We start from the raw sequence: 23,072 nt of genomic DNA, 5'->3' as shown, positions 1-23,072 counted from the left end.
GAGAGAAGAGATAAGAGTGGCGTGGCGATTCGCCGCGCTTCTCGCTATTTAGCCGCTGACCTATACCTCTTTAGTGAAAAATAGCACTTTTACTCTACTCTACAGGGAAAAATACTGTTAATGTCTTGTAGTGGACCTTGGGTGTTGTTGTTACGTTTGCCGCTAAGTGGGCGTTAACACCCGTCTGGCCGAGTCACCGGCCGCTTAACTCAGCGCGTTTTTGTGTCGATTATTATTGGCAATCTAAATGCCTATAGCGATGAGTTAGCCCCCTTCCCAAGTCCCCACTAAAATTATCTAAGTTAGGCAGCCTTAGGGTCACCCAGCGGGGAAGGCGTTCCGTTTGGGGATAAATACAGGCACAAGGAATTTTTAGCATGAAGAGACAGTATTATGCCGGTGCGGTGTCCGCATTGAGCCTCTCCCTCCTGCTGATTGGCGCGTCGGCAAATGCCGCCCCGATCACCATGAAGGAAGTGACTGGCGTGGCCGACGCCGGGGTGATTAACGAGCAGCAGATCCTTTATTGGCTGGTGAAGCGTGGTGAGTTGGCCAGTGATGCCAGCGAGGCGGAGAAGCGCGCCGCAATTAAGGCCTACACTCAGAGAGCCAAGGGCTATCAGGAAAAAGGCGGTCAGGTTCAGGCCAAGCTGGAATCTCAGCAGAGTATGCGTCAGAAGGCCCAGCAGAAGGCGCGGGTGATGTCCTTCGTGACGCCCCAGGCCGACGCCGATGTGACTAAGACGGTGAAGGTACTGGGTGTGCTGATCGACTTTCCCGATCTACCCCACGACAACAACCGCCTGACAGCCTCTGATACACCCATGTATTACTCGAGCTACCCTGTCGCCCACTATCAGGATCTCATGTTCTCGACGACCGGCTTTGCCGGCCCTCAAGGGCAGAACCTGTTGACCGGGTATCAATACTATCAGGCGGAGTCCGGCGGAAGCTTCTATTTCACCGGTAAAGTCTATGGCTGGTATACCGCCAACCAAAATGCGGCCTATTACGGGCAGAATGACCCCAACAACGACGATGACGACAAGGCGGTCCCCGAGCTGGTGAAAGAGGCGGTGACCCAGGCGCTGGCTAGCATGACGCCCAGCGAAATAGCTTCGTTCGACGTGGAAGACCCTTACGATCTCGACGGCGACGGCAACCTCAATGAGGCCGACGGCGATATAGACCACGTGATGCTGTTTCACTCCAGCATAGGCGAAGAGGCCGGTGGTGGCGTCTTGGGTGACGATGCCATCTGGTCGCACCGCTACTTTGTCTACGAAGGCAATTCGCCTGGCTATGAGATCCCTGGCACGGGCAAGAAGGTGTTTGGTTACACGGTTCAGCCCATAGATGCGGCCGCCGGTGTGGTCGCCCATGAATTTGGCCACGATCTAGGCCTGCCTGACGAGTACGACACCAGCAACAGCGGCGACGGCTCGCCCGTGGGCTCCTGGTCTATCATGTCTGGCGGTAGCTGGACCGGGGATATCCCTGGCAGCCAGCCAACAGGCTTTAGCCCCTATGCCCGCTCTTACCTGCAAAACAAGTATAAGGGCAAGTGGATCAACGAGACTCAGGTGGATCTGGCCTCTATCCCGACGGGTGGTCAGGAGGTACAGCTGGCTGAGGCAGTCAATGCCAACCAGGTGAACCAGATCTCTATTCCTCTGCCTTCGGACAATATTCCCTTCAAGCAGCCCTATGCCGGCAGCTATCAGTACTATTCGGGCCAGGGTAACCTGCTAAGCACTGCGGCCTCCTTTAGCCTGGATTTCCCGGCGAGCAGTAGCCTGACCCTGAAGATGAAGGCGCACTGGAACATAGAGACAGACTATGACTATGTGCAGGTGAAGGTGGGCGATGTGGCCTTAGCCGGTAATCACACCAAGGCCAGCAACATCATCAATAACGCTAAGAACATCATCACAGGTAAGTCTTCTGATGTGGCGGGTGCCGAAGGCGCCGATTCCTGGGTGGAGCTAAGTTTCGACCTCAGTGCCTATGCGGGCAGCAGCGATCGTCAGATCAGCATCGTCTACTTCACCGATGAGGCGGTGGGCGACTATGGTTTCGTGTTCGATGAGCTTAAGGTGCTCGACGGTGAGTCGGTTATTTACAGCGACGGCGCCGAGGAACCAAATACCATGGCGCTCAACGGTGGCTTTGCCAGAATCGATAACACCCGTCCAGGCAAGCCGCGCCGCTACCTGGTGCAGCTGCGCAGCTACAACGGCGTCGATGCCGGATTGAAGAGTCATGCCTACGAGCCGGGTGTCTTGCTCTGGCTGGAGAACTTCAACGAGTCTGACAACAACTCCAGCAAGCATCCAGGCAGTGGCCTTATTGGTGTGGTCGATGCCGACCAGGACTTGATCGGCACCAATGGCACGGCGACCCAGATCCGCGATGCCACCTTTAGCCTGTATAACCAATCCACCTATTTTGGTGATGACCATCTGGCGGGCAACAGCCTGTTTGATGACAGCCAGGACTATAGTGCGCCACTCAAGCCGCAGGCGGGCATCATACTGCCTGAGCTGGGCCTGACTATGGAGGTGGTTACCCAGAGCACGGATTCCAGCAGCGCCAAGGTACGCTTCGAGTATTCGGGCACTGTGACGCCTCCGCCAGCGCCTGGGGCATTGAGCGCCTCTATCGCTAAGACACAAGAGGGCGCGAGCGTTAGCTTCAGCGCCAACGTGACTGGTGGTGATGGCAACTATCAGTATGCCTGGAACTTCGGTGTCAGCGGCGCTGCTAGCGCCCTGGCGGCGCCAACCTATGTGTATCAGGCATCGGGAAGCTATCAAGTCACCCTGACGGTGACAGATGGCGCCGGTGAGTCGGTCACGGCCAACACTCAGGTGACGGTCGTCATCCAGCCTGTGGCGGATTTCAGTTATAAGGCCAGCGATCTGACGGTGACCTTTAGCAACCTGTCCAATCAAGGGGTTGGCTCGCTGAGCTATGGCTGGAACTTCGGCGATGGGCAGACGAGCACGGCCGCCTCGCCGACACACACCTATGGTGCGGCGGGTAGCTATACAGTGACTTTGACTGTGACCGATGAGGCCAATAATCAGGCGAAAAAGAGCCTGACGCTGACGGTGACCGCTCCCGTGGTGCAGCCGCTGGTGGTCGAGACCAAGCAGGATTCGGGTGGTGGTAGTCTGGGTTGGATCAGCCTGTCATTGCTGATGCTCCTGGGACTGCGCCGCAGAAGCTAAACAAAAAACGCCTCATTAAGAGGCGTTTTTTTATGCCAGCCGGTCGATGAGCTGGCGAGCCTTGGGCAGGAAGATCTCGCTGACGATCAGCTGCTGGTCTCCATGGCTGAAGTAGCGTCTGCGGCCCCACAAGGGATGGTGACTCTCCTGCTCGAGCGAATCGATCAGTTTGGCGAGGGAGTCGCAGGCGGTAAACTCGCCGACCTCTATCTTGCCCGGGGTGAAATCGCCACTGGTGAACAGCAGCTCGCCCAAGGGCCGGGTGCCCAGCGAGAGGAAGTTATCCTGGGCGCTGTCCATCATGGCGCCGGGCACGAGTGTGCGGGCAAATACCCAAGGTATGCCATCGAGACAGAGCAGCACTTCTCTAATCCAGGCTTGCCCTTGGTGGGGCAATTCGCCCGGGAAGGGAGGCAACATGGCCTCGCCTAACACCTTGACCTCAAATTGATTGCAGTGAGACTTGAGTTTTTGGGTTAAACTACCGGAAGCTAACAGCCACTCCCTGAAAGGGCTCGGTGGCAGCTGGGGAATTTGATCCGGTGAATGCCATTGAATGGATTCACCATAGGGGAAGCTTAACCTGGTCACACTCATTAAATTCTCGGTACAATACTCAAAAACGTCAGCAGTTTATCATGACGAGGCTTTGATGTCGGTAATTAAAGCCTTGAGTACTAAAGCATCTAAGTATTGGTGCCGTTAAATAAGGTATCGTCTGGCTAGAAAGCGAGTGTTGACCATCAAATCATGAACGGAGTATTCGTCTAATATGAAAAAGTTTGCGCTGCTGTGCCTCATGCTAGTGACCAGTGTACTGAGCCTGGGGGCATACGCCGAAGAGGAAGAGGTGGTCGATACCTACGCCTATTACGGTTTCGAGCCCGATATTGTGACTAACTATATCTCCAATCGTAAGAAGCTGGGCTTTGTGAAGATCAGTGTCGAACTCATGGTGAAGGTGCCGGAAGATCTGATCGTATTGGAACATCACGACCCGCTGCTGCGCGCCGCCATCATAGAGATCTTAGGGGCGCAGACCGAAGATAAGGTGAAGTCTCTGACCGGCAAGGAGGAGATCCGCCGCGAGTGCTACGATACCCTGAATCGTTTGCTGGAGCAGGAGATAGGCAAGCCGCTTATCGTCAACCTGCTGTTTACTAAATACCTGTACGATTAATGTGTTATGGGCTGCATGCAGAGCGTGCAGCCAGGATCCCCCTGATGACCCCGTCTCGAAAGCCTGCGCGTCCCGGCGCCAAGAAAGTTGTTTCTCAAGAGCCGTCTGCTAAGGCCTCAAGGCCAAAGCCTTCGTCTCAATCTAAATCAAAAGCTCAGCCAAAAGCTAAGCCAGAATCGAAACCACAAGCAAAATCACAAGCAAAACCACAAGCCAAGTCTAAGCCAGTAGAGGGCAAGAGCCAGGGGGCGAGCAAGGGGCTGCACCCTCGCAACCTGCATGGGCAGGGTTATGACTTCGACGCGCTGATGGATACCACACCAGAGCTTAAGCCCTTCGTTCGTCCCAATCCCTATGGCAACTTGTCTATCGACTTTGCCGATCCCAGGGCGGTGAAGCTGCTTAATCTGGCGCTGCTCAGGCTGCATTATGGATTGAGCTATTGGGATATTCCCGAGGGTTTTCTCTGCCCGCCTATCCCGGGTCGTGTGGACTACCTGCATTATCTGGCGGATCTGCTGGCCGAATCGACTCCCGCGAGCAAGGGGGGTAAGCGCAAGCTGCCTAATGTGACGAGAGCGCCCAAGGGGGAGCGAGTGGTCGCCCTAGATATCGGCACAGGCGCCAATGGCATCTATCCACTGCTGGGACATCAGGTCTACGGTTGGCGCTTCGTGGCAAGTGATATCGACCCGGTGTCCCTTAAGAATGTCGAGCGGATCATAGCAAACAACCCACAGCTGGCGGGTAAGCTGAGCCTACGCCTGCAGTCAGATTCGAAACAGATCTTTACCGGTATTATCAGGGCCGAGGACAGGTTCGATCTGACCCTGTGTAACCCGCCATTTCATGCCTCTCTTGCGGAGGCGAGCAGGGGCAGCGAACGCAAGCTGAAGAATCTTGCGGCCAACAAGCGAGCCAAGGGACATGAGGTTGCGAAGAGTAAGGAGAAGCTCAACTTCGGCGGCCAGAAGGCTGAGCTCTGGTGCGAAGGGGGCGAGCAGGCCTTCCTCGGCCAGATGATCCGTGAGAGCCAGAAGTTCGGCTCGCAGTGCCTCTGGTTTACCTCTCTGGTGTCGAAGAAGGAGAATCTTAAGCCCTGCTATCGTCTGCTGGAACAGGTGGGCGCCAAGCGGGTAGAGACCCTTGAGATGGCCCAGGGTAATAAGCTGACTCGAGTGCTGGCCTGGACCTTCCTGACGCCAGAGCAGCATAGTCTCTGGGGCCTGTATCGGGTTTAGTCGGGCCCTGCGCTAGTTTGCTTAGTACTTCCAGAAGTTAGGGTGGAAAAGCACCGCCACCGTCAGGATCTCCAGACGCCCCAGCAGCATGCCGATGGCCAGTGACCATTTGGCGATGTCCGGCAGGCTGGAGAAGTTCCCCGCCGGACCGATCACTGGCCCAAGCCCTGGGCCCACATTGGTCACCGCCGTCACCGCGCCGGTAAAGCTGGTGGTCGGGTCGAGTCCGGTAGACACCAAGATCACCGACAAGAGCACTATCACCAGCATAAACAGTAGGATGAAGGTCACCAGGGAGCGCACGATATCTTCTGTGATGGGGCGTCCGTTGTAGCGCTCCTTGAAGATACCGTTAGGGTGGAACTGTTGTTTCAGCTGCTCACGCATGATGGCAATGGCGATCTGGAAACGGAAGATCTTAATTCCCCCAGAGGTAGAGCCCGAACAGCTGCCGGCAAACATCAGGAAGAGGAAGGCCACGTTGGCCACCGCGCCCCAGGAGGTGTAGTCGGTGAGGCCATAGCCTGTGGTCGTTACCACCGAGACCACGTTAAAGCTGGCCAGGCGCAGAGCGTCGGCTGCCGTCATCTCGTGTCCATGCCAGAGCCAGAAGGCCAGGCTGCAGGAGACGAATGCCAGGAAGATGAGGTAGCCCTTCACCTGGGCATCGTTCCAGATCCGCAGCGAACGCTGGGACAGGCTGTGGACGAACATCAGCAGGGGTAAGCCGCCGGCTGCCATGAAGATGGTGCCGACCCAGTGGGCGGGCTTGGAGAAGGCCGCCATGGAGCTGTCTGAGGTGGAGTAGCCGCCGGTGGAGAGTGTGGTCATGGCATGGTTTATAGCCTGAAACCAGGTCATCCCCGCCAGGTGGTAGGCCACACCGCAGCAGACCGTCAGTATGATGTAGACATAGAAGAGGTGCTTGGCCATATCCTGGGTGCGAGGCACTGCCTTATCGCTCCAGTCCGAAGATTCGGTACGAAACAGCCGCATACCCCCCACGTTGAGAAACGGCAGAATGGCAACCGCCATCACAATAAAGCCTATCCCCCCCAGCCATTGCAGCAGCGAGCGCCAGATTAGGATGCTGTGATCCATGGTATCCAGGCCGGACAGTACGGTAGATCCCGTGGTAGTGATCCCCGACATGGTCTCGAAGAAGGCGTCTGTGTAGTTGATGCCGTGATAGAGGGTGAAGGGCATGGCCGCAAACAGGCTGACGATAAACCAAGTCAGGCTGGTGAGCAGAAACATATCGCGGATATTGAGGCGGATGTTTTCACTCTGCCCCTGATGCATACAGGCGCTGGCGCAGGTGCCTGTGATCAGCGAGGCGATCATGAAGGCGCCCACCGTCTCCTCGCCATAGAGTAGGGCGAAGAGCAGCGGAAAAAACATAAAGGCGGTCAGGGTCGACAGGAACACGCCTAAGATAAAGAGTAGCGGCCGAAAATTTAGCATCGCGATTTAAGTCTTGGCTTCTTGAGTAGCTTAGAAGAAGAATGCACTAGGCTGGAACAGCTTTTCAACTTCACCGATAAATTTCTTGTTCACCAGGAACAAGATCACATGGTCGCCCTGCTCGATGACCGTCTTATCGTGGGCCATCAGCACCTCGTCGTCGCGGACGATGGCGCCTATGGTAGTGCCCGGTGGCAGCTTGATCTCGCTGATCTGTTTGCCCACCACCTTGGAGGTGCTGGGATCGCCATGTGCGATGGCTTCGATCGCCTCGGCGGCGCCGCGTCTCAGCGAGTAGACGTTACAGATATCCCCCTGACGGATATGGGTCAGTAGTGCCGAGATGGTCGCCTGTTGCGGTGAGATGGCGATATCGATATTTGCCTCTTGGACGATATCAACATAGGCTTCACGCTGGATCAGCACCATCACCTTCTTGGCGCCCATACGCTTGGCCAGCAGGGCGGCCATGATGTTGGCCTCGTCGTCGTTGGTGACCGCGATAAATACGTCGGTCTGGTCGATATGCTCTTCGAGCAGCAGCTCCTGATCTGAAGCGTCACCGCAGAATACCGTGGTATTTTCCAGCTTCTCAGACAGCGCCTCTGCGCGATCCGGTCTGTGCTCGATCAGCTTGACCGCATGATTACGCTGTAGCTGCTTGGCCAGTCCCAGGCCTATGTTACCGCCGCCGGCGATCATGATATTGCGGTAGGAGTTGTCCAGCTTCTGCATCTCACTCATCACGGCGCGCACATGGCGACTGTCGGCGACGAAGAATACCTCGTCGTCCGCCTCAATGATGGTGGTACCCCTTGGCATGATGGGACGGCCCTGTCTGAAGATGGCTGCCACACGGGTGTCGATGTTTGGCATGTGCTCGCGCAGGGCTGCCAGGGCGTTACCCACTAGCGGGCCACCATAATAGGCGCGCACGGCTACTAGGCTTAGGCGTCCCTCGGCAAACTCCAGCACCTGCAGGGCACCTGGATATTCCACCAGACGACGTATGTAGGAAGTAACCAGCTGCTCGGGGGCGATCAACTCGTCTATGATGAAGCCACCACGAGGTCGGTTCTCGCTCTGCTTGGTCTCGCTGTCGATAAACAGCTTGTCCCGTAGCGCCAGATACTGCTCCGAGCGGATACGGGCGATCTTGGTGGGGGTACCATAGAGGGAGAAGGCGATCTGGCAGGCCGCCATGTTGCATTCGTCGCTATTGGTCACGGCAATTAACATATCGGCATCTTCGGCCCCCGCGTCCTTGAGGACGCCAGGGTGGGCACCATGGCCCAGCACTACCCGCAAGTCATATTTGTCTTGCAGCGAGCGCAGCCGGTCGCGGTCATTGTCGACTATGGTGATGTCGTTGTTTTCACCAACCAGGTTTTCCGCTAATGTGCCGCCGACCTGACCCGCACCTAATATGATAATTTTCATAGCCTAACGTTATCCCTTAACCAAGCGAGCGTAGTAAAACCCATCCATATTGTCTTGGCCCGGCGTGATTTGCCAGCCAATGTCATCGCTGTTTTGTTGTTGTGCGATTGGAATCAGGGTTGCGTCTTGGGTTCTCGCTAAGAAAGCCGCGATCTGCTCGGCGTTCTCTTGCGGTAAAATTGAGCATGTAGCATACAGGAGTGTGCCACCGGGTTTAAGCCACTGCCAGCAATGATCCAAAATTTGTGACTGTAATGTGGCTAGCTCTTCGATATCGGCCTGCTTTCGTAGCCATTTGATGTCCGGGTGGCGGCGGATCACGCCGGTGGCCGAACAAGGCGCGTCCAGCAGGATGCGGTCGAACTTATCGCCCTGCCACCAGGAGTCTATCTTGGCGGCGTCGCCGTGCACCAACTTGGCCTTGAGGCTTAATCTGTCGAGGTTCTGCTGCACCCGCTCCAGGCGTTTGGCGTCGAAGTCGACCGCCACCAGATCTATGCTGGGCTGACTCTCCAGCAGATGACAGCTCTTGCCGCCGGGGGCGGCGCAGGCATCGAGAATCAGTTCATTTGCTTCGGGTGCCAACAGGCTGGCGGCCCATTGTGCGGCGCCATCTTGTACCGAGGCGACACCATCGGCAAAACCTGGGAGCATGCCGACATCTTTCGGGCTCTCCAGTAGTATGGCGTCATTGCTCGCACCCGGTGTGGCCGCTATCTCCTGCTCGTCGAGTAGCGTCAGATATTGCTCTCGGGTCTGGGACAACTGATTGTTACGCAGCCACATGGGCGGACGCTGATGGCTCTGGGCGATCATCTCTTGCCAGCTGTCTGGATAGGCGGCCTTGAGGCGCTTGATCAACCAGGCTGGGGTGTTGAAGGCCAGGGTCTCGTTGTCTTCGGGCAGCGGCTTCTGGTTGCGCTGCAAGTTGCGCAGCACGCCGTTGACCACCTTGACCAGTCCCTCAAACTTGAGCTGGCGACAGGCCTCGGCGGTTTCCGAGATTGCCGCATGGCCAGGGATACGGGTGAAATAGAGCTGATAACATCCCACGAGTAGCAGCTGATGTACGATGCGCTGCTTGCCCTTGAGTGGCTTGCTCATGCAGTCGCTCACTAGCTTATCGAGTTGGGGCAGGTGACGCATCACGCCATAGCAGAGTTCGGCCAACAGGGCCTTGTCTTTCCCACTGGTGAGTCGCTGCTGCTGTTCGGGCAGGGCCACGGACAGTGAGACCCCTTTCTCTAATACCTGGAAGACGACTCTGGCCGCGAGGGCTCGCAGGTTCTTCATGCCTGCGCCTCATCTGCTGGGGTGACGCCTTGTAATTGGGTGCCCGGGGTAAACCAGTCGCCGCGGGCGTTAAGCACGTCGGCCACCGCCATGGCCTTCTTGCCCGGCAGCTGAATGGTTTCGAGCACCAGCGCGCCTTCGCCGGTGGCGACCGCTATGCCCTGCTTGTCGGCGCGGATGATGGTGCCTGGGGCCTGCTTTGCCGCCTCAATTGACACGCTGGCCTGCCATACCTTGATTGCCGCATCCTGATGGGGGAAGTGGCTCGCGGGCCAAGGGTTGAAGGCGCGAACTTCACGCCACAGCTGCTCGGCCGGTTTGCGCCAGTCGAGCTGCGCCTCCTCTTTGCTGAGCTTCTCGGCGTAGTTGGCTAGGGCTTCATCCTGTGGCTCAGGCGTTAGGCTGCCTTCGGCGAGGCCTTTTAGTGCCTGGATCAGGGCGCTTGGTCCCTGCTCGGCCAGCTTCTCATACAGGCTGGCGGAGGTGTCTCTATCTTCGATTGGCAGATGGGTCTTGAGCAGCATGTCGCCGGTATCCAGACCTATATCCATCTGCATTATGGTGACGCCGGTTGCCGCGTCGCCGGCCCACAGGGCGCGCTGAATCGGCGCTGCGCCACGCCAGCGAGGCAGGATGGAACCATGCACATTGATGCAACCCAGTCTTGGGGTGTCCAGTACTACCTGAGGCAAGATCAGACCATAGGCGACCACCACCATGATGTCGGCGCCGAGAGCGGCGAGCTCTGCCTGGGCATCTTCGTTTCTCAGGCTCACGGGTTGGTAGACCGGGATATCATGCTCGAGTGCCAAGGCTTTGACCGGGCTTGCCTGTAGTTTCTTACCACGGCCCGCGGGTCTGTCCGGTTGGGAGTAAACTCCGATAACCTGGTGCTCTGAATCGATTAAGGCTTGTAGATGGCGGGCGGCAAAATCTGGTGTACCCGCAAAGAGTATCTTGAGTGGTTTCAAATGAGGCTTATCCTTGTTTGGCTTCGAGGCGCGCGGCTTTTTCGAGTTTCTGTTTGATACGCTGACGCTTGAGGGGCGAGAGGTAATCGACAAACAGTTTGCCATTGAGGTGATCAAGCTCATGTTGCAGACAGATGGCGAACAGGCCATCAGCCTCTAAAGTGAACTCGTTGCCATCTCTGTCCAGTGCCTTGATGGTGACAAACTCGGCGCGATCGACCTTGGCGTAGATGCCGGGCACTGAGAGGCAGCCCTCTTCGTTGCAAAAATCGCCACTTTTTTCAATTATCTCTAAATTAATGAAAACCTTAGGGCGTTCTACGTCATCTTGCAGGTCCATAACGATCAACTGATGATGATAATCTACCTGGGTCGCCGCCAGACCAATTCCCTTCTCTTCATACATGGTTTCGAACATATTATCGATTTGTGTCTGAAGCTCAGCGTTAAATTCTGTAATGGGCTTCGCAATCGTGCGTAAGCGCTCATCGGGAAAGCGTAAAACTTTTAGTAAACTCATACATAAACTCTTAACAAGTCTGTCAAATTCGAGACAGTTGGTTATACTGACTTAGGCTAATGGGTTAATTTTAATCCTTAGTGGCATTCAATAACAGTAAAAGCTCTATATAAAGGGCAAACAGCATGGATACCCCCATGAAACGACTAATTTTACTCGGTTTAATGATTTTTAGTAGTTCGTTTGTTGTCGCGGATACCTTGACATTGAAGTCTGGCCATCCCGATTCGTATGTGGTGAAGAAAGGGGATACCCTTTGGGACATCTCAGCCCAATTTCTCAAGGATCCCTGGCGCTGGCCTAAGCTCTGGGGCGCTAACCCACAGATCGCCAACCCTCACCTTATCTATCCCGGAGACAGACTGACCCTGGTCTTTATCGACGGTGAACCCAGATTGGTGGTCAAGCCTCATATTCGTAAGAGTCCCGAAGGACGTGTCCTGCCTAAAGGCGGCGCGATTCCTGCCGTGGATCTCAGCCTGATTCAGCCTTATCTGGTGCAAAACCGAGTCGTCGATGGCGAGTGGTTCGATGAGCAGCCTATGGTCATGGGGGGCGAGAGCGAGTCTAAGCACCATGTGACCGACGATGTTATCTATATTCAAGGGGAGCTGACTCTTGGTGACAAGTTTGGTGTCTATGCCAAGGGGCGTCAGTTTGAAGATGCCGAATCTGGCGATGATCTGGGGCTGGAGGTGATTCTGACCGCCAGCGGCCGTGTCATAGAGTCGGGCCCAGTGTCTAAGGTACGTTTGCTGAGCAATATGCGCGAGACCAAGGCGGGTTATCGTGTGCTGCCTATCGAAGATGATTCGCTAATGTCAGCGTACTTCATGCCTAAGGCGGCGACGACGCCTGGCAAGGTGCTCGCCTCAGAGAAAGATGTGCGCGAAATGGGTAAGCTGGATGTGGTCTATATCGACCGTGGTAGCCAAGACGGCGTCGAGACTGGCCATGTGTTCTCCATCTTCCGTGATGGTGCCGAGGTGGTGATCGATGGTGACGGCAAGCCGGTACAACCTAAGGATCGCAGCACCTATGAGGAACTGCTGGCCAGTATCTCATCTGATAATGCCACCAAGATGCCGGATATCTATCGCGGTAAGTTGATGGTATTCAAGGTGTTCGACCGTGTCAGCTTGGGGCTTATTCTGATCAACGAGAAGCCTGTGCGCGTCCATGACAAGTTGCTGCAACCTGACACCCTGTTAGCGAGCGAATAGTGCCATCGACGACAAGCTGGTCGACTGGCTAGTTGTTTCTGCGGTACCCGGGTTAGGACCGGCCCGGGTAAAACAATTATTAAACTACATGGATGTAGCAGAGCTCAGGCAAAGGCTGGAGCATGAACCCGATGCCTTACCCCTGCCTGAGCGCCTATTGACGGCTAAGCTGTCCCCCGATTTTTCTTTGGTCGAACAGGCGCTAGCTTGGCAAGATGCCGCGCCTCACCATCATATTCTCTGTCCCCAAGATACTCTCTATCCAAGTCTGCTACTGCAGCTCAACGACCCGCCGCCGATTCTCTTTGCCAAAGGCGATCCCAACGCCTTGGTGCATCCCTGTATCGCCATGGTGGGTAGCCGCGCCGCGTCTCAGTCGGGATTAGCCGCAAGCTATCAACTGGCCCAGGAGCTAACCGCAGCTAAAATTGCGGTGATCAGCGGCATGGCGGCCGGTATCGACGGCGCGGCTCATCAAGGTGTATTAGATGCCGATGGCGTGACCCTGGCCGTGTTGGGCACAGGCATAGAGGTCATCTATCCCAAACGTCACAAACCCATCTACGAGAAGATTCAGCAGAGGGGCTGTGTGCTCAGCGAGTTCTGGCCCCAGATAAAACCCTACGCCGGTAACTTTCCTAAGCGTAATCGCATCATCAGCGGACTGTCGCTGGGCGTGCTCGTGGTGGAGGCGGCGCGAAAGAGTGGCTCGTTGATCACCGCGAGATTTGCGCTGGAGCAGGGCCGCGAGGTGTTTGCCGTGCCGGGCAATATCCTGGCGGGGGATCATCAGGGCTGTCATGATTTGTTACGAGATGGCGCTAAACTGGTGGAGTGCGCCGCCGATATTATCGAAGAGGTTGCAGCTTTATCAAAATTTCACCTTGAAGAGTTGCATCGTCGTCACCATATAGGGGAGGAGTTAGCTTCTGATTTGCCATTTGCCTCACTGTTAGCTAGTGTAGGCTATGAGGCCACACCATTAGATGTGGTGGTCGAGCATAGTGGAAAAACGATAGAGCTAGTATTAGAGCAGTTGCTTGAACTTGAACTACAAGGTTGGGTTTCAGCTGTACCCGGTGGTTATATAAGACTTAAGAGGAGCTAGCCATGTTCGATATCCTCATGTATCTATTCGAAAACTATGTGCACAGTGAGGTCGAGTTACTGGTCGATGAAGACGAGTTGACCCAAGAACTGACACGAGCTGGTTTTCATCAATCGGCGATTATCAAGGCCTTGTCCTGGTTAGAACACTTGGCATCGCTACAAGAAAGTGATCAACCCTACCTATGTAATCATGATCAACACTCCTTCCGTATCTATACTCAGGCCGAGATGGAGAAGTTAGATGTCGAGTGTCGTGGTTTCCTGCTCTTCTTAGAACAGATCAAGGTACTCAATGTCGAGCTGCGCGAGATGGTGATCGATCGCGTGATGGAGCTGGACGAGCCTGCGCTGATCCTGGAAGACCTTAAGTGGGTGATCCTCATGGTGTTGTTTAATGTGCCGGGCAATGAGTCCGCCTATGAGCAGATGGAGGATCTGATCTTCGAGCAACCCGATGGTCGGCTACATTCCTAATTGACTCGATTCGGATTTAAAAGAAAGGAGGCCTGAGCCTCCTTTTTTAATGCTTGATTAAAAATGTTGATGGGCCCCATCTAACTTGAGGTGGCTTGGCATCAGATAATCGCGATAGGCGTAACGATTAAGCTTGTTTATCTTGGGCGCCTTATCCGTGTCATGCTCCTCAAATTGGGCAACCTGCTGGGTTAGCCAGTTTGAAAAGGCACTTTGCTGCTCTGAGAGTTGATCGAGCAGCTTCTCATAGCCCTCGAAATAATCTGTCTTCAGGTAATGGCTGAGACGCACCAACTCCTCTGGGTGGTGCTCGGCCAGGAAGCGGATGGCCATGTAACTCCACTTATAGGTTCTGTCGAGGCCATCCTTATATTCGGTGGCGAAGATGGTCTTGAGATCCGGCGCCTCGCCCAGTTTAGCCTTGATGACCTTCAGGGTCGATGGATTGTCATTGCCCTTGGAGACGTACTCGGCCAGCCCTTCCGACCACCACACCAGCTTGCGCGGGAAATGGCCGAAGCCGCCATATTTCACGAAGCGGCCGTCGAGATAGTGCACATATTCATGATTCAGGTTCCAGATGGCAAACTCGGGCGCGATCCAAAACTGTCGATAGGCGAAGAAGCTGGCCTGATTTTCGGGATTTGACGGCGTGCCTTCGATATACATGCCGCCGTTATCCGTGCCTATGTCGAACAGCAGCTGGCCGTAGGCGTTGTATTGGCTCCAATTCTTGAAGGCCACTACCTGCAGCGCATCATTGTTGTCGTTGGCGGTCGGCTGGTGCTGAGTCTCGAGCAGTCGATGAAAGTTGGCCTCCTGTGAGGTGAGCTTAGTGCAGCTGCTACTCAGCTCATTAGGGGTGAGATCTTGCGCCAGGATATATAGGCTATCTGAACATTGATGGTGTATGGGTAAGACTTGTGTCAGCTTTGGGATCTGACAGACACTGCTGCGGGCCTTGCAGGCCTCCAGGCCGGCGAAGGCGTTCACATGATAGCCCAAGGTATAGGTGGTCTTGGCAGCCTCACCACGTTGGGCGACATCCTGCTCGGCGAGTCTTACCATGGCATCGTCCAGTGCCTGTTCTGCTGGGGTGAGCTTGCCCTCTTCGCCGCTGGGGAGTGCTAGGCGGTAGAGGCCCAGTGCCCAATAGGCATTGGCTCTCGGCCAGTCTTGCTGACCATGCAGGCTTAGTGCTGAGGCGGCAAAGTCGAGCAGGGGCTTATCCAGTTCGGCGGCGATCAACTGCTTATTGAGTGCGCGATCGGGCTGTTTGCGCGCGATATTTAGCAGCATGCCATAGGCTCTGAGTGTCTCCCATAGGGCATAATCTGCTGCCTGACTAGGCGCTTGCTTTGCGGTTCTCTTTAGTTGCCGATTAAGTAGGGGGAGCAAGCTAGCAAGCTGCTGGGCGCGCTGGTCATTGACTTTGTCATCTTTGTCATCAATTCCATAGTAACGATACAGGGTTACCGCGAAGTGCTCCTGTATTCTAGGCGCCTGAGCGATCAACTGACTATTGCCAAGTCGGCTTAAGGCATCTGTCAGAGCGGTATATTCGGTATCGGTCAGCTTATCCATGGGGCCGAAATAGCTAAAGGCCCTTAGGTAATAGAGCAGGGCATCTAGGCTCGCCTCATCCTGGGCCTGCATGATGGCTTGTAGTGCCTTAGTTAAGCTGGCGGTATCGAGCAGGGGGTTGTCATGGCTGAAGAGCTGCTGTGACGGCAAGGCGCTTAGCTCATTGATAAAGATCGAGTCTATCTGTCTTGGGGTTGGGGTTATCTGTCCTGGTGCAGTGACGCTGCAGCCCACCAAGAAGCTGGGGCCGACGAGCAAGAGGGCGCAGAGGGATTGACGCAACATAGGGTCTCCTTGTTATTTTGCATACAATATATTTCAATCCCGCAAAGAAGACTAGCTATAAATTAAGTGCACATTCGATTCCCAAGGCGCTGTAGAGCTTGGTAAAATAGCTAGAGTCACCGGCTGTCGAGAAAACCATGTCTAAGATAGATGATCAACTGTTTAGTTCACACGAGCATGCACTGGAGAAAGAGTATGAACTCTGCCCTAAGTGTGGCTGTGAGCTGTCGGTGAAAAACAGTAAACATGGTGGATTCATCGGTTGCAACAACTATCCCTGCTGTGACTACACCCGGCCTCTGGTGCATCACGAGTCGATCGAGACTCAGGTGATCGAAGGCTCAGAGTGCCCAGAATGTGGCGCCGAGTTGGCAGTAAAGTCGGGTCGTTTCGGTATCTTCATCGGCTGTACCCGCTACCCTGATTGTAAGCATATCGAGAAGCAGGATCAGGAAGACCCCGCCGAGGCCGTCACCTGTCCCAGCTGTCATAAAGGGGTGATGGAGCATAGAACCAGCCGCTTCGGCAAAAGCTTCTATGCCTGTAGCGCCTATCCTAAATGTAAGTTCTTGGTGAATTACCCGCCCGTGCAGGAAGCCTGCCCCGATTGCGGCTTCGGTATCTTAGTCGAGCGCAAGGGCGCCGCCGGTATGCGCCTGGAATGTCCGCAAAAGAGTTGTAAGTATAAGCGTCCGCTATAGGGCCTGTTTATCCTTTGCCGCCATTGTTCGTATTAGCTTTGTCTGTATAATCTCGACCCATAGGGTCAAGTCGACCCGTTGAACACAGAAAGGTAAGCGACATGTTACAGCAAGATCCCGCTGCCCTAGTTGAAACGGTACTGCAAGGAGGCGTCATAGCCTATCCGACCGAGGCCGTTTATGGGCTGGGTTGTGACCCCGACAACGATGAGGCGATTCAGAAGCTGCTGGATTTAAAGCAGCGTCCATGGCAGAAAGGTTTGATCTTGGTCGCCAGCGATTTCAATCAGTTAACGCCCTATATCGATAGTTCTGTCCTCACCGAGGCACAGCTACAGTCGGCCTTCGACAAGTGGCCAGGCCCCTTTACCTTCATCATGCCGAAACGACCAGGGCTCTCTAGCCTCTTGAGTGGTCAGTTTGACTCCCTCGCCGTGCGCGTCTCCAATCATCCTGGCGTGCAGGCGCTGTGTCAGGCGCTGGGTAAGCCCATCGTCTCGACCAGTGCCAACCTGACCGGGGAAGAGCCCGCCTTGACTCCAGAGGAAGTCATACGTCAGTTTGATGGCAAGATAGATGGTCTGGTGGCCGGTAGCCTTGGCGCCGAGCCTAAACCATCGACCATCATAGATGTGATCAGCGGAAAGATTTTACGATAACCATAGCAAGGAATTTTTATGAAGCCTGATGCCACCCAAGTCAAAGCATTCTTACTCGACCTGCAACAAAGGATCTGTGAAGGCCTGGAACAACTCGATGGCGAGGCCAAGTTTGTCGCCGACTCCTGGGAGCGGGAAGAGGGCGGTGGCGGCACCAGCCGTGTATTGACTAAGGGCAAGGTGTTTGAGCAGGCCGGAGTAAACTTTTCCCACGTGACAGGTGCGGCCATGCCGGCATCGGCTACCGCTCACAGACCCGAGCTGGCCGGACGCAGCTTCGAAGCCATGGGCGTCTCGCTGGTGATCCATCCTAACAACCCCTATGTGCCGACGACCCACGCCAACGTACGCTTCTTTATCGCCGAGAAGGAAGGGGCCGATCCCGTCTGGTGGTTTGGCGGCGGCTTCGATCTGACCCCTTACTATCCGTTTGAAGAGGATGTGGTGGCCTGGCATCAGAGTGCCAAGGCATTGTGTGAGCCCTTCGGTGAAGACGTTTACCCTAAATATAAGAAATGGTGCGACGAGTATTTCTTCCTGCCACATCGTAACGAGACCCGTGGTGTCGGCGGCCTCTTCTTCGACGATCTCAACGAGCCAGGATTCGAAAACAGCTTCGCCTTCATGCAGGCTGTGGGCGAAGGCTTCTTGAAGGCCTATGCCCCTATCGTCGAGAAGCGTAAAGAGACGGCATACGGTGAGCGTGAGCGTGATTTCCAGCTCTATCGCCGTGGCCGCTACGTGGAATTTAACCTTGTGTATGACAGAGGCACACTATTTGGCCTGCAGACAGGTGGTCGTACCGAGTCTATCCTGATGTCTATGCCGCCGCTGGTGCGCTGGCAGTATGCCTATACTCCAGAGGCGGGTAGCCCAGAGGCCAAGCTATACAGCGATTTTCTCAAGCCGAGAGAGTGGTTAGAGGCATAAGGAATATAAAAAAGGGCTCGAATGAGCCCTTTTTTAATCAGGACAATGGCAATATTTTATTGGTTGCGCATATGGTCGGCGAGCGTCGAGATCGCCTGGTAGATGGCTTCCCTGTGTTGCGGCTCTTTGATCTCTATCGCCAATGCCCGCTGCATGCAGAGTAGCCATTGATCGCGCATCGTCTCGTCTATGCTAAAGGGCATGTGTCTGGCGCGCAGGGCCGGATGCCCATGACGTTGATGAAACAGCTGCGGGCCGCCCAGCCAGCCGCTGAGGAACTCGAACAGCTTCTGTTCCGACTCGGCAATGGGGGATCTGTGCATGGCCAGCAAGTCTTGGGTATCTGGGCTGGTCTGCATCTGATGGTAAAACTGCTTGGCAAGCGCGCGGATCACCTTCTCGCCACCAATTCTGTCATAGGCGTTCGATTGCTGAGGATCGCGCTCGGCCGAAGGCTTAGCCATCATCTTTTTTAACCACTTCATCTGACTCTCTCGCGGGCTCTGTTTTACTGGGTCTTGGTATCATGCGGCACACTAGCCGATTCTCCGGTCGCAATCAATCCAAGTTTCCCTGAAGAGATTGCATGCTGGCACCCTTTGCTTCACCGAAAAAGCTCAGTAGACTGAGCGCAATCGAATCAAATAGAGACCATATCCCCATGACGCAGCAGGTGCAAGATAGATACGCCGTATTTGGCCATCCCATAGGGCATAGCAAATCCCCGGCTATTCATCAGGCGTTCGCCAAGTCGACGGGCGAGTCGCTGCAATATGAAGCCATCTTGGCGCCCCTCGATGGTTTCGCCGAGTCTCTGCGAGCTTTCTTCGAACATGGCGGCAAGGGGGCCAACGTGACCCTGCCGTTCAAAGAGCAGGCCTACGCCTTGTGTGATTGCCTGGGTGATGAGGCCAAGCTTGCCGGCGCCGTCAACACCCTCACTCGCCTGGCCGATGGCCGCATCAAGGGCGACAATACCGATGGCTTAGGGCTGGTGGCGGATCTCGAGCGTCACCTTGGTAGCCTGTGCGGTAAGAGTGTCTTGCTCATCGGCGCAGGTGGTGCGGCGCGCGGCGCCATATTGCCGCTGCTGAATGCCGGTATCGACTCTTTGACAATACATAACCGTACCCATAGCAAGGCGGAGCAACTGGCCGAGGCATTTAAGGCCTATGGTCAGGTGAAGGCCAGCACCTTGGATGAACTGACCCACAGCTTCGATATTGTGATCAACTCAACCTCAGCCAGTTTGAGTGGCGAGCTGCCGAGTCTGCCCAAGGCGATTATCGCCGCCCATAGCGTCTGCTACGATATGATGTATGGCCGAGAGCTCACCGCCTTTAATCACTGGGCCTTAGACCAGGGGGCGAGTCAGACGATCGATGGCCTGGGCATGCTGGTGGGACAGGCTGCTAAGAGCTTCGCTATTTGGCGCGGTGTAGAGCCCGCTGTCGAGCCAGTATTGGCAAAGCTGCGTAGTGAGCTCGCATCGCAGGCGTGATAAGCACTCATATCGATTGGCAACAGGAGTAATGGGCCATGAATCAAAGCATCATATTTACCGAGCAACTGACCTGGGACGTCCAGCTAAGCGCCATTCACTTTACGGCGCAGCAGCAAGGGATGGTGATAGATTGCTATATAGGGCAAAAGGTGCTGGAGCATCTTGCGGCAGAGAAGATTAATAACAGTGAACAGGCGCTTTCCTTGTTTGAGCAGTTTCGCTTCGATATTGAGGAGCAGGCTGAAAAGTTGATCGAGCAGGAGGCGTTCGACGTTCAGGGTCATATCCAGGTGGAGCGCGTCGATTAGTTTGCGTTGCTATCTTTCGCCACTGATTTCTTCTAGTCGTCATAAAGGCGCCGAGATATCGACGCCATCTAAATCTAGGCTTTTTAAGGTTTAGCTAGTTTAGGCCTAGCTAAGCCCAGTTAGCCGAGAAGTGCCTAGGTTGGCAAATCCTGTAACGCTTCTTCAATGTATTCGTTCTTCAGGCGGACATAGTTGTCGGCCGATTCGGGGAGGAATTTTATCTCTGCCTCGGTCAGCGCTCTCACCTTCTTGGCCGGGCTGCCTACATAGAGGTGGCCACTCTCCAGTGTCTTGCCTGGGGGCACCAAAGAACCCGCACCTAAGATCACGTCATCTTCTATCACCGCGCCGTCCAGTATGATAGCGCCCATGCCGATAAGGATACGGTTACCCACTTGGCAGCCGTGCAACATCGCCTTATGGCCTATGGTGACATCGTCGCCGATAAGCAGTGGATGTCCCTCGGGACGGCTGGCCGACTTACGGGTCACATGTAATATGGTGCCATCTTGCACGTTCGAACGTTTACCAATGCGGATATGATTCACATCGCCTCGCGCCGCCACCATGGGCCAGACGCTGGCATCTGTGTCTAATGCAATATCGCCGACGAGTACACAGGCTTCATCAATATACACACTGGCATCAAATTGTGGGCTAACGCCCTTATAGGCACGGATAGATTTTGTCATGGCTAGGTCCTTAAAACGGCCAAATGAGTGAGGGTCACCCAGTATAATGGGGAAAAAGTAGCTAGTCAGGCGAAAAAGCGTGCAAACAATGCAAAAGTAGCACTTTTCTTTAAAAAAGCCCTTGCGAAAAAGATTTGGCTCCCTATAATGCGCTCCCACTGACACGGCAAACGGCGCTACTTACCAAGTGAGTAAGTAACGAATGTCGAGTCAAGGCGATAAGCGGTTCGAGTTTTTAAGCCGGTAGTTACAACGCGAAAGCACAGTAATTAACCACTTAAAAATCTTTTGAAAAAAGCGCTTGACGCCGACAGGGAGAAGCGTAGAATACGCAGCCCTAGCCCGCTGGACTCCAGTATGAGGCGAACGTTCTTTAACAAGATAAAACAAGAAATCTGTGTGGACACTCACAGGTATTGAGTTAATCGAAAACGATTTAAATCTCAATGCAACGATGAGAGTCCATAGCAATATGTACAAACATGTAGATGATTCTTCCGAGTCATTTATGTGAATCAGAATTCATTGAGTCGTTTGGCGCAAGCCAAACACAAAAACTTTTAATTGAAGAGTTTGATCATGGCTCAGATTGAACGCTGGCGGCAGGCCTAACACATGCAAGTCGAGCGGTAACATTTCAAAAGCTTGCTTTTGAAGATGACGAGCGGCGGACGGGTGAGTAATGCCTAGGGAACTGCCCAGTCGAGGGGGATAACAGTTGGAAACGACTGCTAATACCGCATACGCCCTACGGGGGAAAAGAGGGGATCTTCGGACCTTCTGCGATTGGATGTACCTAGGTGGGATTAGCTAGTAGGTGAGGTAATGGCTCACCTAGGCGACGATCCCTAGCTGTTCTGAGAGGATGATCAGCCACACTGGGACTGAGACACGGCCCAGACTCCTACGGGAGGCAGCAGTGGGGAATATTGCACAATGGGCGCAAGCCTGATGCAGCCATGCCGCGTGTGTGAAGAAGGCCTTCGGGTTGTAAAGCACTTTCAGCGAGGAGGAAAGGTTAACGGTTAATACCCGTTAGCTGTGACGTTACTCGCAGAAGAAGCACCGGCTAACTTCGTGCCAGCAGCCGCGGTAATACGAGGGGTGCAAGCGTTAATCGGAATTACTGGGCGTAAAGCGTACGCAGGCGGTTGATTAAGCGAGATGTGAAAGCCCCGGGCTTAACCTGGGAACTGCATTTCGAACTGGTCAACTAGAGTCTTGTAGAGGGGGGTAGAATTTCAGGTGTAGCGGTGAAATGCGTAGAGATCTGAAGGAATACCGGTGGCGAAGGCGGCCCCCTGGACAAAGACTGACGCTCAGGTACGAAAGCGTGGGGAGCAAACAGGATTAGATACCCTGGTAGTCCACGCCGTAAACGATGTCTACTCGGAATTTGGTGTCTTGAACACTGGGTTCTCAAGCTAACGCATTAAGTAGACCGCCTGGGGAGTACGGCCGCAAGGTTAAAACTCAAATGAATTGACGGGGGCCCGCACAAGCGGTGGAGCATGTGGTTTAATTCGATGCAACGCGAAGAACCTTACCTACTCTTGACATCCAGAGAACTTTTCAGAGATGAATTGGTGCCTTCGGGAACTCTGAGACAGGTGCTGCATGGCTGTCGTCAGCTCGTGTTGTGAAATGTTGGGTTAAGTCCCGCAACGAGCGCAACCCTTATCCTTACTTGCCAGCGGGTAATGCCGGGAACTTTAGGGAGACTGCCGGTGATAAACCGGAGGAAGGTGGGGACGACGTCAAGTCATCATGGCCCTTACGAGTAGGGCTACACACGTGCTACAATGGTCGGTACAGAGGGTTGCGAAGCCGCGAGGTGGAGCTAATCTCACAAAGCCGGTCGTAGTCCGGATTGGAGTCTGCAACTCGACTCCATGAAGTCGGAATCGCTAGTAATCGTGGATCAGAATGCCACGGTGAATACGTTCCCGGGCCTTGTACACACCGCCCGTCACACCATGGGAGTGGGCTGCACCAGAAGTAGATAGCTTAACCTTCGGGAGGGCGTTTACCACGGTGTGGTTCATGACTGGGGTGAAGTCGTAACAAGGTAGCCCTAGGGGAACCTGGGGCTGGATCACCTCCTTACCTATACGATTGACTGATATTTGTTGAGTGTTCACACAGATAACTTGTTCTTGTTAGAGCGAGTGGCACGTCCGAGCGACGATGCTTGTTCTTTAAAAATTTGGAAAGCTGATAGTAATAATCGAAAGATTATTGCGAAAAATAATTGAGTTCT

The 23,072-nt window shown here is 54.5% G+C and carries 20 protein-coding genes and 1 rRNA gene; 12 read left to right on the top strand and 9 right to left on the bottom strand.

What is annotated here, in order from left to right:
- The first annotated feature begins 377 nt into the window (after window positions 1-377).
- Window positions 378-3,233, top strand: a complete 2,856-nt coding sequence (locus tag SHEW_RS19405; protein ID WP_011867538.1) for an immune inhibitor A domain-containing protein — start codon at window positions 378-380, stop codon at window positions 3,231-3,233.
- Window positions 3,234-3,263: 30 nt separating this feature from the next.
- Here the strand turns inward: SHEW_RS19405 and SHEW_RS19400 are convergent, their stop codons facing one another.
- Entirely contained in the window at window positions 3,264-3,830 is a 567-nt protein-coding gene (locus tag SHEW_RS19400) for a chorismate--pyruvate lyase family protein (protein ID WP_011867537.1), read from the bottom strand.
- Between the two features lie 175 nt (window positions 3,831-4,005).
- Here SHEW_RS19400 and SHEW_RS19395 point away from each other — a divergent pair, with 175 nt between their 5' ends.
- Both SHEW_RS19395 and rlmF read left to right on the top strand, forming a co-directional pair.
- Entirely contained in the window at window positions 4,006-4,413 is a 408-nt protein-coding gene (locus SHEW_RS19395; RefSeq protein WP_011867536.1) for a flagellar basal body-associated protein FliL, read from the top strand.
- Window positions 4,414-4,457: 44 nt separating this feature from the next.
- Window positions 4,458-5,654 carry a 23S rRNA (adenine(1618)-N(6))-methyltransferase RlmF gene (rlmF, locus tag SHEW_RS19390; RefSeq protein ID WP_011867535.1) on the top strand — a complete coding sequence of 399 codons (1,197 nt, stop codon included), beginning with the start codon at window positions 4,458-4,460 and terminating at the stop codon, window positions 5,652-5,654.
- Window positions 5,655-5,675: 21 nt separating this feature from the next.
- Here the strand turns inward: rlmF and SHEW_RS19385 are convergent, their stop codons facing one another.
- The 5 genes from SHEW_RS19385 to def are packed head-to-tail and all read right to left on the bottom strand — an operon-like array spanning window position 5,676 to window position 11,342.
- On the bottom strand, window positions 5,676-7,118 hold the full coding sequence (locus SHEW_RS19385; RefSeq protein WP_011867534.1) for a TrkH family potassium uptake protein: 1,443 nt from the start codon (window positions 7,116-7,118) through the stop codon (window positions 5,676-5,678).
- Window positions 7,119-7,148: 30 nt separating this feature from the next.
- On the bottom strand, window positions 7,149-8,558 hold the full coding sequence (gene trkA, locus SHEW_RS19380; protein ID WP_011867533.1) for a Trk system potassium transporter TrkA: 1,410 nt from the start codon (window positions 8,556-8,558) through the stop codon (window positions 7,149-7,151).
- Between the two features lie 9 nt (window positions 8,559-8,567).
- Complete coding sequence (rsmB, locus tag SHEW_RS19375) at window positions 8,568-9,851, bottom strand: 16S rRNA (cytosine(967)-C(5))-methyltransferase RsmB (RefSeq protein ID WP_011867532.1); 1,284 nt, start codon at window positions 9,849-9,851, stop codon at window positions 8,568-8,570.
- Entirely contained in the window at window positions 9,848-10,822 is a 975-nt protein-coding gene (fmt, locus tag SHEW_RS19370) for a methionyl-tRNA formyltransferase (RefSeq protein ID WP_011867531.1), read from the bottom strand. Before fmt ends, rsmB begins: the two co-directional genes overlap by 4 nt.
- A gap of 7 nt (window positions 10,823-10,829) precedes the next feature.
- A complete protein-coding gene (gene def / locus SHEW_RS19365; RefSeq protein ID WP_011867530.1) occupies window positions 10,830-11,342 on the bottom strand; it encodes a peptide deformylase in 513 nt (170 codons plus the stop codon).
- A gap of 125 nt (window positions 11,343-11,467) precedes the next feature.
- On the opposite strand from def, the gene SHEW_RS19360 reads away from it, so the two are divergent.
- The 3 genes from SHEW_RS19360 (at window position 11,468) to SHEW_RS19350 (ending at window position 14,149) form a co-directional block, all read left to right on the top strand.
- Complete coding sequence (locus SHEW_RS19360) at window positions 11,468-12,565, top strand: LysM peptidoglycan-binding domain-containing protein (RefSeq protein WP_011867529.1); 1,098 nt, start codon at window positions 11,468-11,470, stop codon at window positions 12,563-12,565.
- 88 nt (window positions 12,566-12,653) lie between these two features.
- Window positions 12,654-13,673, top strand: coding sequence for a DNA-processing protein DprA (gene dprA, locus SHEW_RS19355; protein WP_011867528.1), 1,020 nt, complete (start codon window positions 12,654-12,656; stop codon window positions 13,671-13,673).
- A 2-nt stretch (window positions 13,674-13,675) separates the two neighbouring features.
- Entirely contained in the window at window positions 13,676-14,149 is a 474-nt protein-coding gene (locus SHEW_RS19350; RefSeq protein ID WP_011867527.1) for a DUF494 family protein, read from the top strand.
- 57 nt (window positions 14,150-14,206) lie between these two features.
- Here the strand turns inward: SHEW_RS19350 and SHEW_RS19345 are convergent, their stop codons facing one another.
- On the bottom strand, window positions 14,207-16,018 hold the full coding sequence (locus SHEW_RS19345; RefSeq protein WP_011867526.1) for a collagenase: 1,812 nt from the start codon (window positions 16,016-16,018) through the stop codon (window positions 14,207-14,209).
- 137 nt (window positions 16,019-16,155) lie between these two features.
- On the opposite strand from SHEW_RS19345, the gene SHEW_RS19340 reads away from it, so the two are divergent.
- The 3 genes from SHEW_RS19340 (at window position 16,156) to hemF (ending at window position 18,308) form a co-directional block, all read left to right on the top strand.
- Window positions 16,156-16,719: a DNA topoisomerase family protein gene (locus SHEW_RS19340; RefSeq protein ID WP_011867525.1), complete on the top strand. Its 564-nt coding sequence runs from the start codon at window positions 16,156-16,158 to the stop codon at window positions 16,717-16,719.
- Window positions 16,720-16,820: 101 nt separating this feature from the next.
- A complete protein-coding gene (gene tsaC, locus SHEW_RS19335; protein ID WP_011867524.1) occupies window positions 16,821-17,378 on the top strand; it encodes an L-threonylcarbamoyladenylate synthase type 1 TsaC in 558 nt (185 codons plus the stop codon).
- 18 nt (window positions 17,379-17,396) lie between these two features.
- Window positions 17,397-18,308: an oxygen-dependent coproporphyrinogen oxidase gene (gene hemF / locus SHEW_RS19330; protein WP_011867523.1), complete on the top strand. Its 912-nt coding sequence runs from the start codon at window positions 17,397-17,399 to the stop codon at window positions 18,306-18,308.
- A gap of 56 nt (window positions 18,309-18,364) precedes the next feature.
- Here hemF and SHEW_RS19325 read toward each other — a convergent pair whose 3' ends face one another.
- Window positions 18,365-18,793 carry a group II truncated hemoglobin gene (locus tag SHEW_RS19325; protein ID WP_011867522.1) on the bottom strand — a complete coding sequence of 143 codons (429 nt, stop codon included), beginning with the start codon at window positions 18,791-18,793 and terminating at the stop codon, window positions 18,365-18,367.
- Between the two features lie 176 nt (window positions 18,794-18,969).
- Between SHEW_RS19325 and aroE the strand changes: the two genes are divergently transcribed.
- Window positions 18,970-19,809 carry a shikimate dehydrogenase gene (aroE, locus tag SHEW_RS19320; protein ID WP_150100068.1) on the top strand — a complete coding sequence of 280 codons (840 nt, stop codon included), beginning with the start codon at window positions 18,970-18,972 and terminating at the stop codon, window positions 19,807-19,809.
- Between the two features lie 38 nt (window positions 19,810-19,847).
- Window positions 19,848-20,120: a DUF1488 family protein gene (locus SHEW_RS19315; protein WP_011867520.1), complete on the top strand. Its 273-nt coding sequence runs from the start codon at window positions 19,848-19,850 to the stop codon at window positions 20,118-20,120.
- 134 nt (window positions 20,121-20,254) lie between these two features.
- Here the strand turns inward: SHEW_RS19315 and SHEW_RS19310 are convergent, their stop codons facing one another.
- Window positions 20,255-20,812: a gamma carbonic anhydrase family protein gene (locus tag SHEW_RS19310; RefSeq protein ID WP_011867519.1), complete on the bottom strand. Its 558-nt coding sequence runs from the start codon at window positions 20,810-20,812 to the stop codon at window positions 20,255-20,257.
- Between the two features lie 561 nt (window positions 20,813-21,373).
- Here SHEW_RS19310 and SHEW_RS19305 point away from each other — a divergent pair.
- Window positions 21,374-22,918 (top strand): 16S ribosomal RNA (locus SHEW_RS19305).
- Window positions 22,919-23,072 lie beyond the last annotated feature (154 nt).

This window comes from Shewanella loihica PV-4 (assembly GCF_000016065.1).
Classification (GTDB): Bacteria; Pseudomonadota; Gammaproteobacteria; order Enterobacterales; family Shewanellaceae; genus Shewanella; species Shewanella loihica.
Note: the sequence above shows the minus strand (reverse complement) of the source record. Positions and strands in the feature narration are given on the sequence as shown.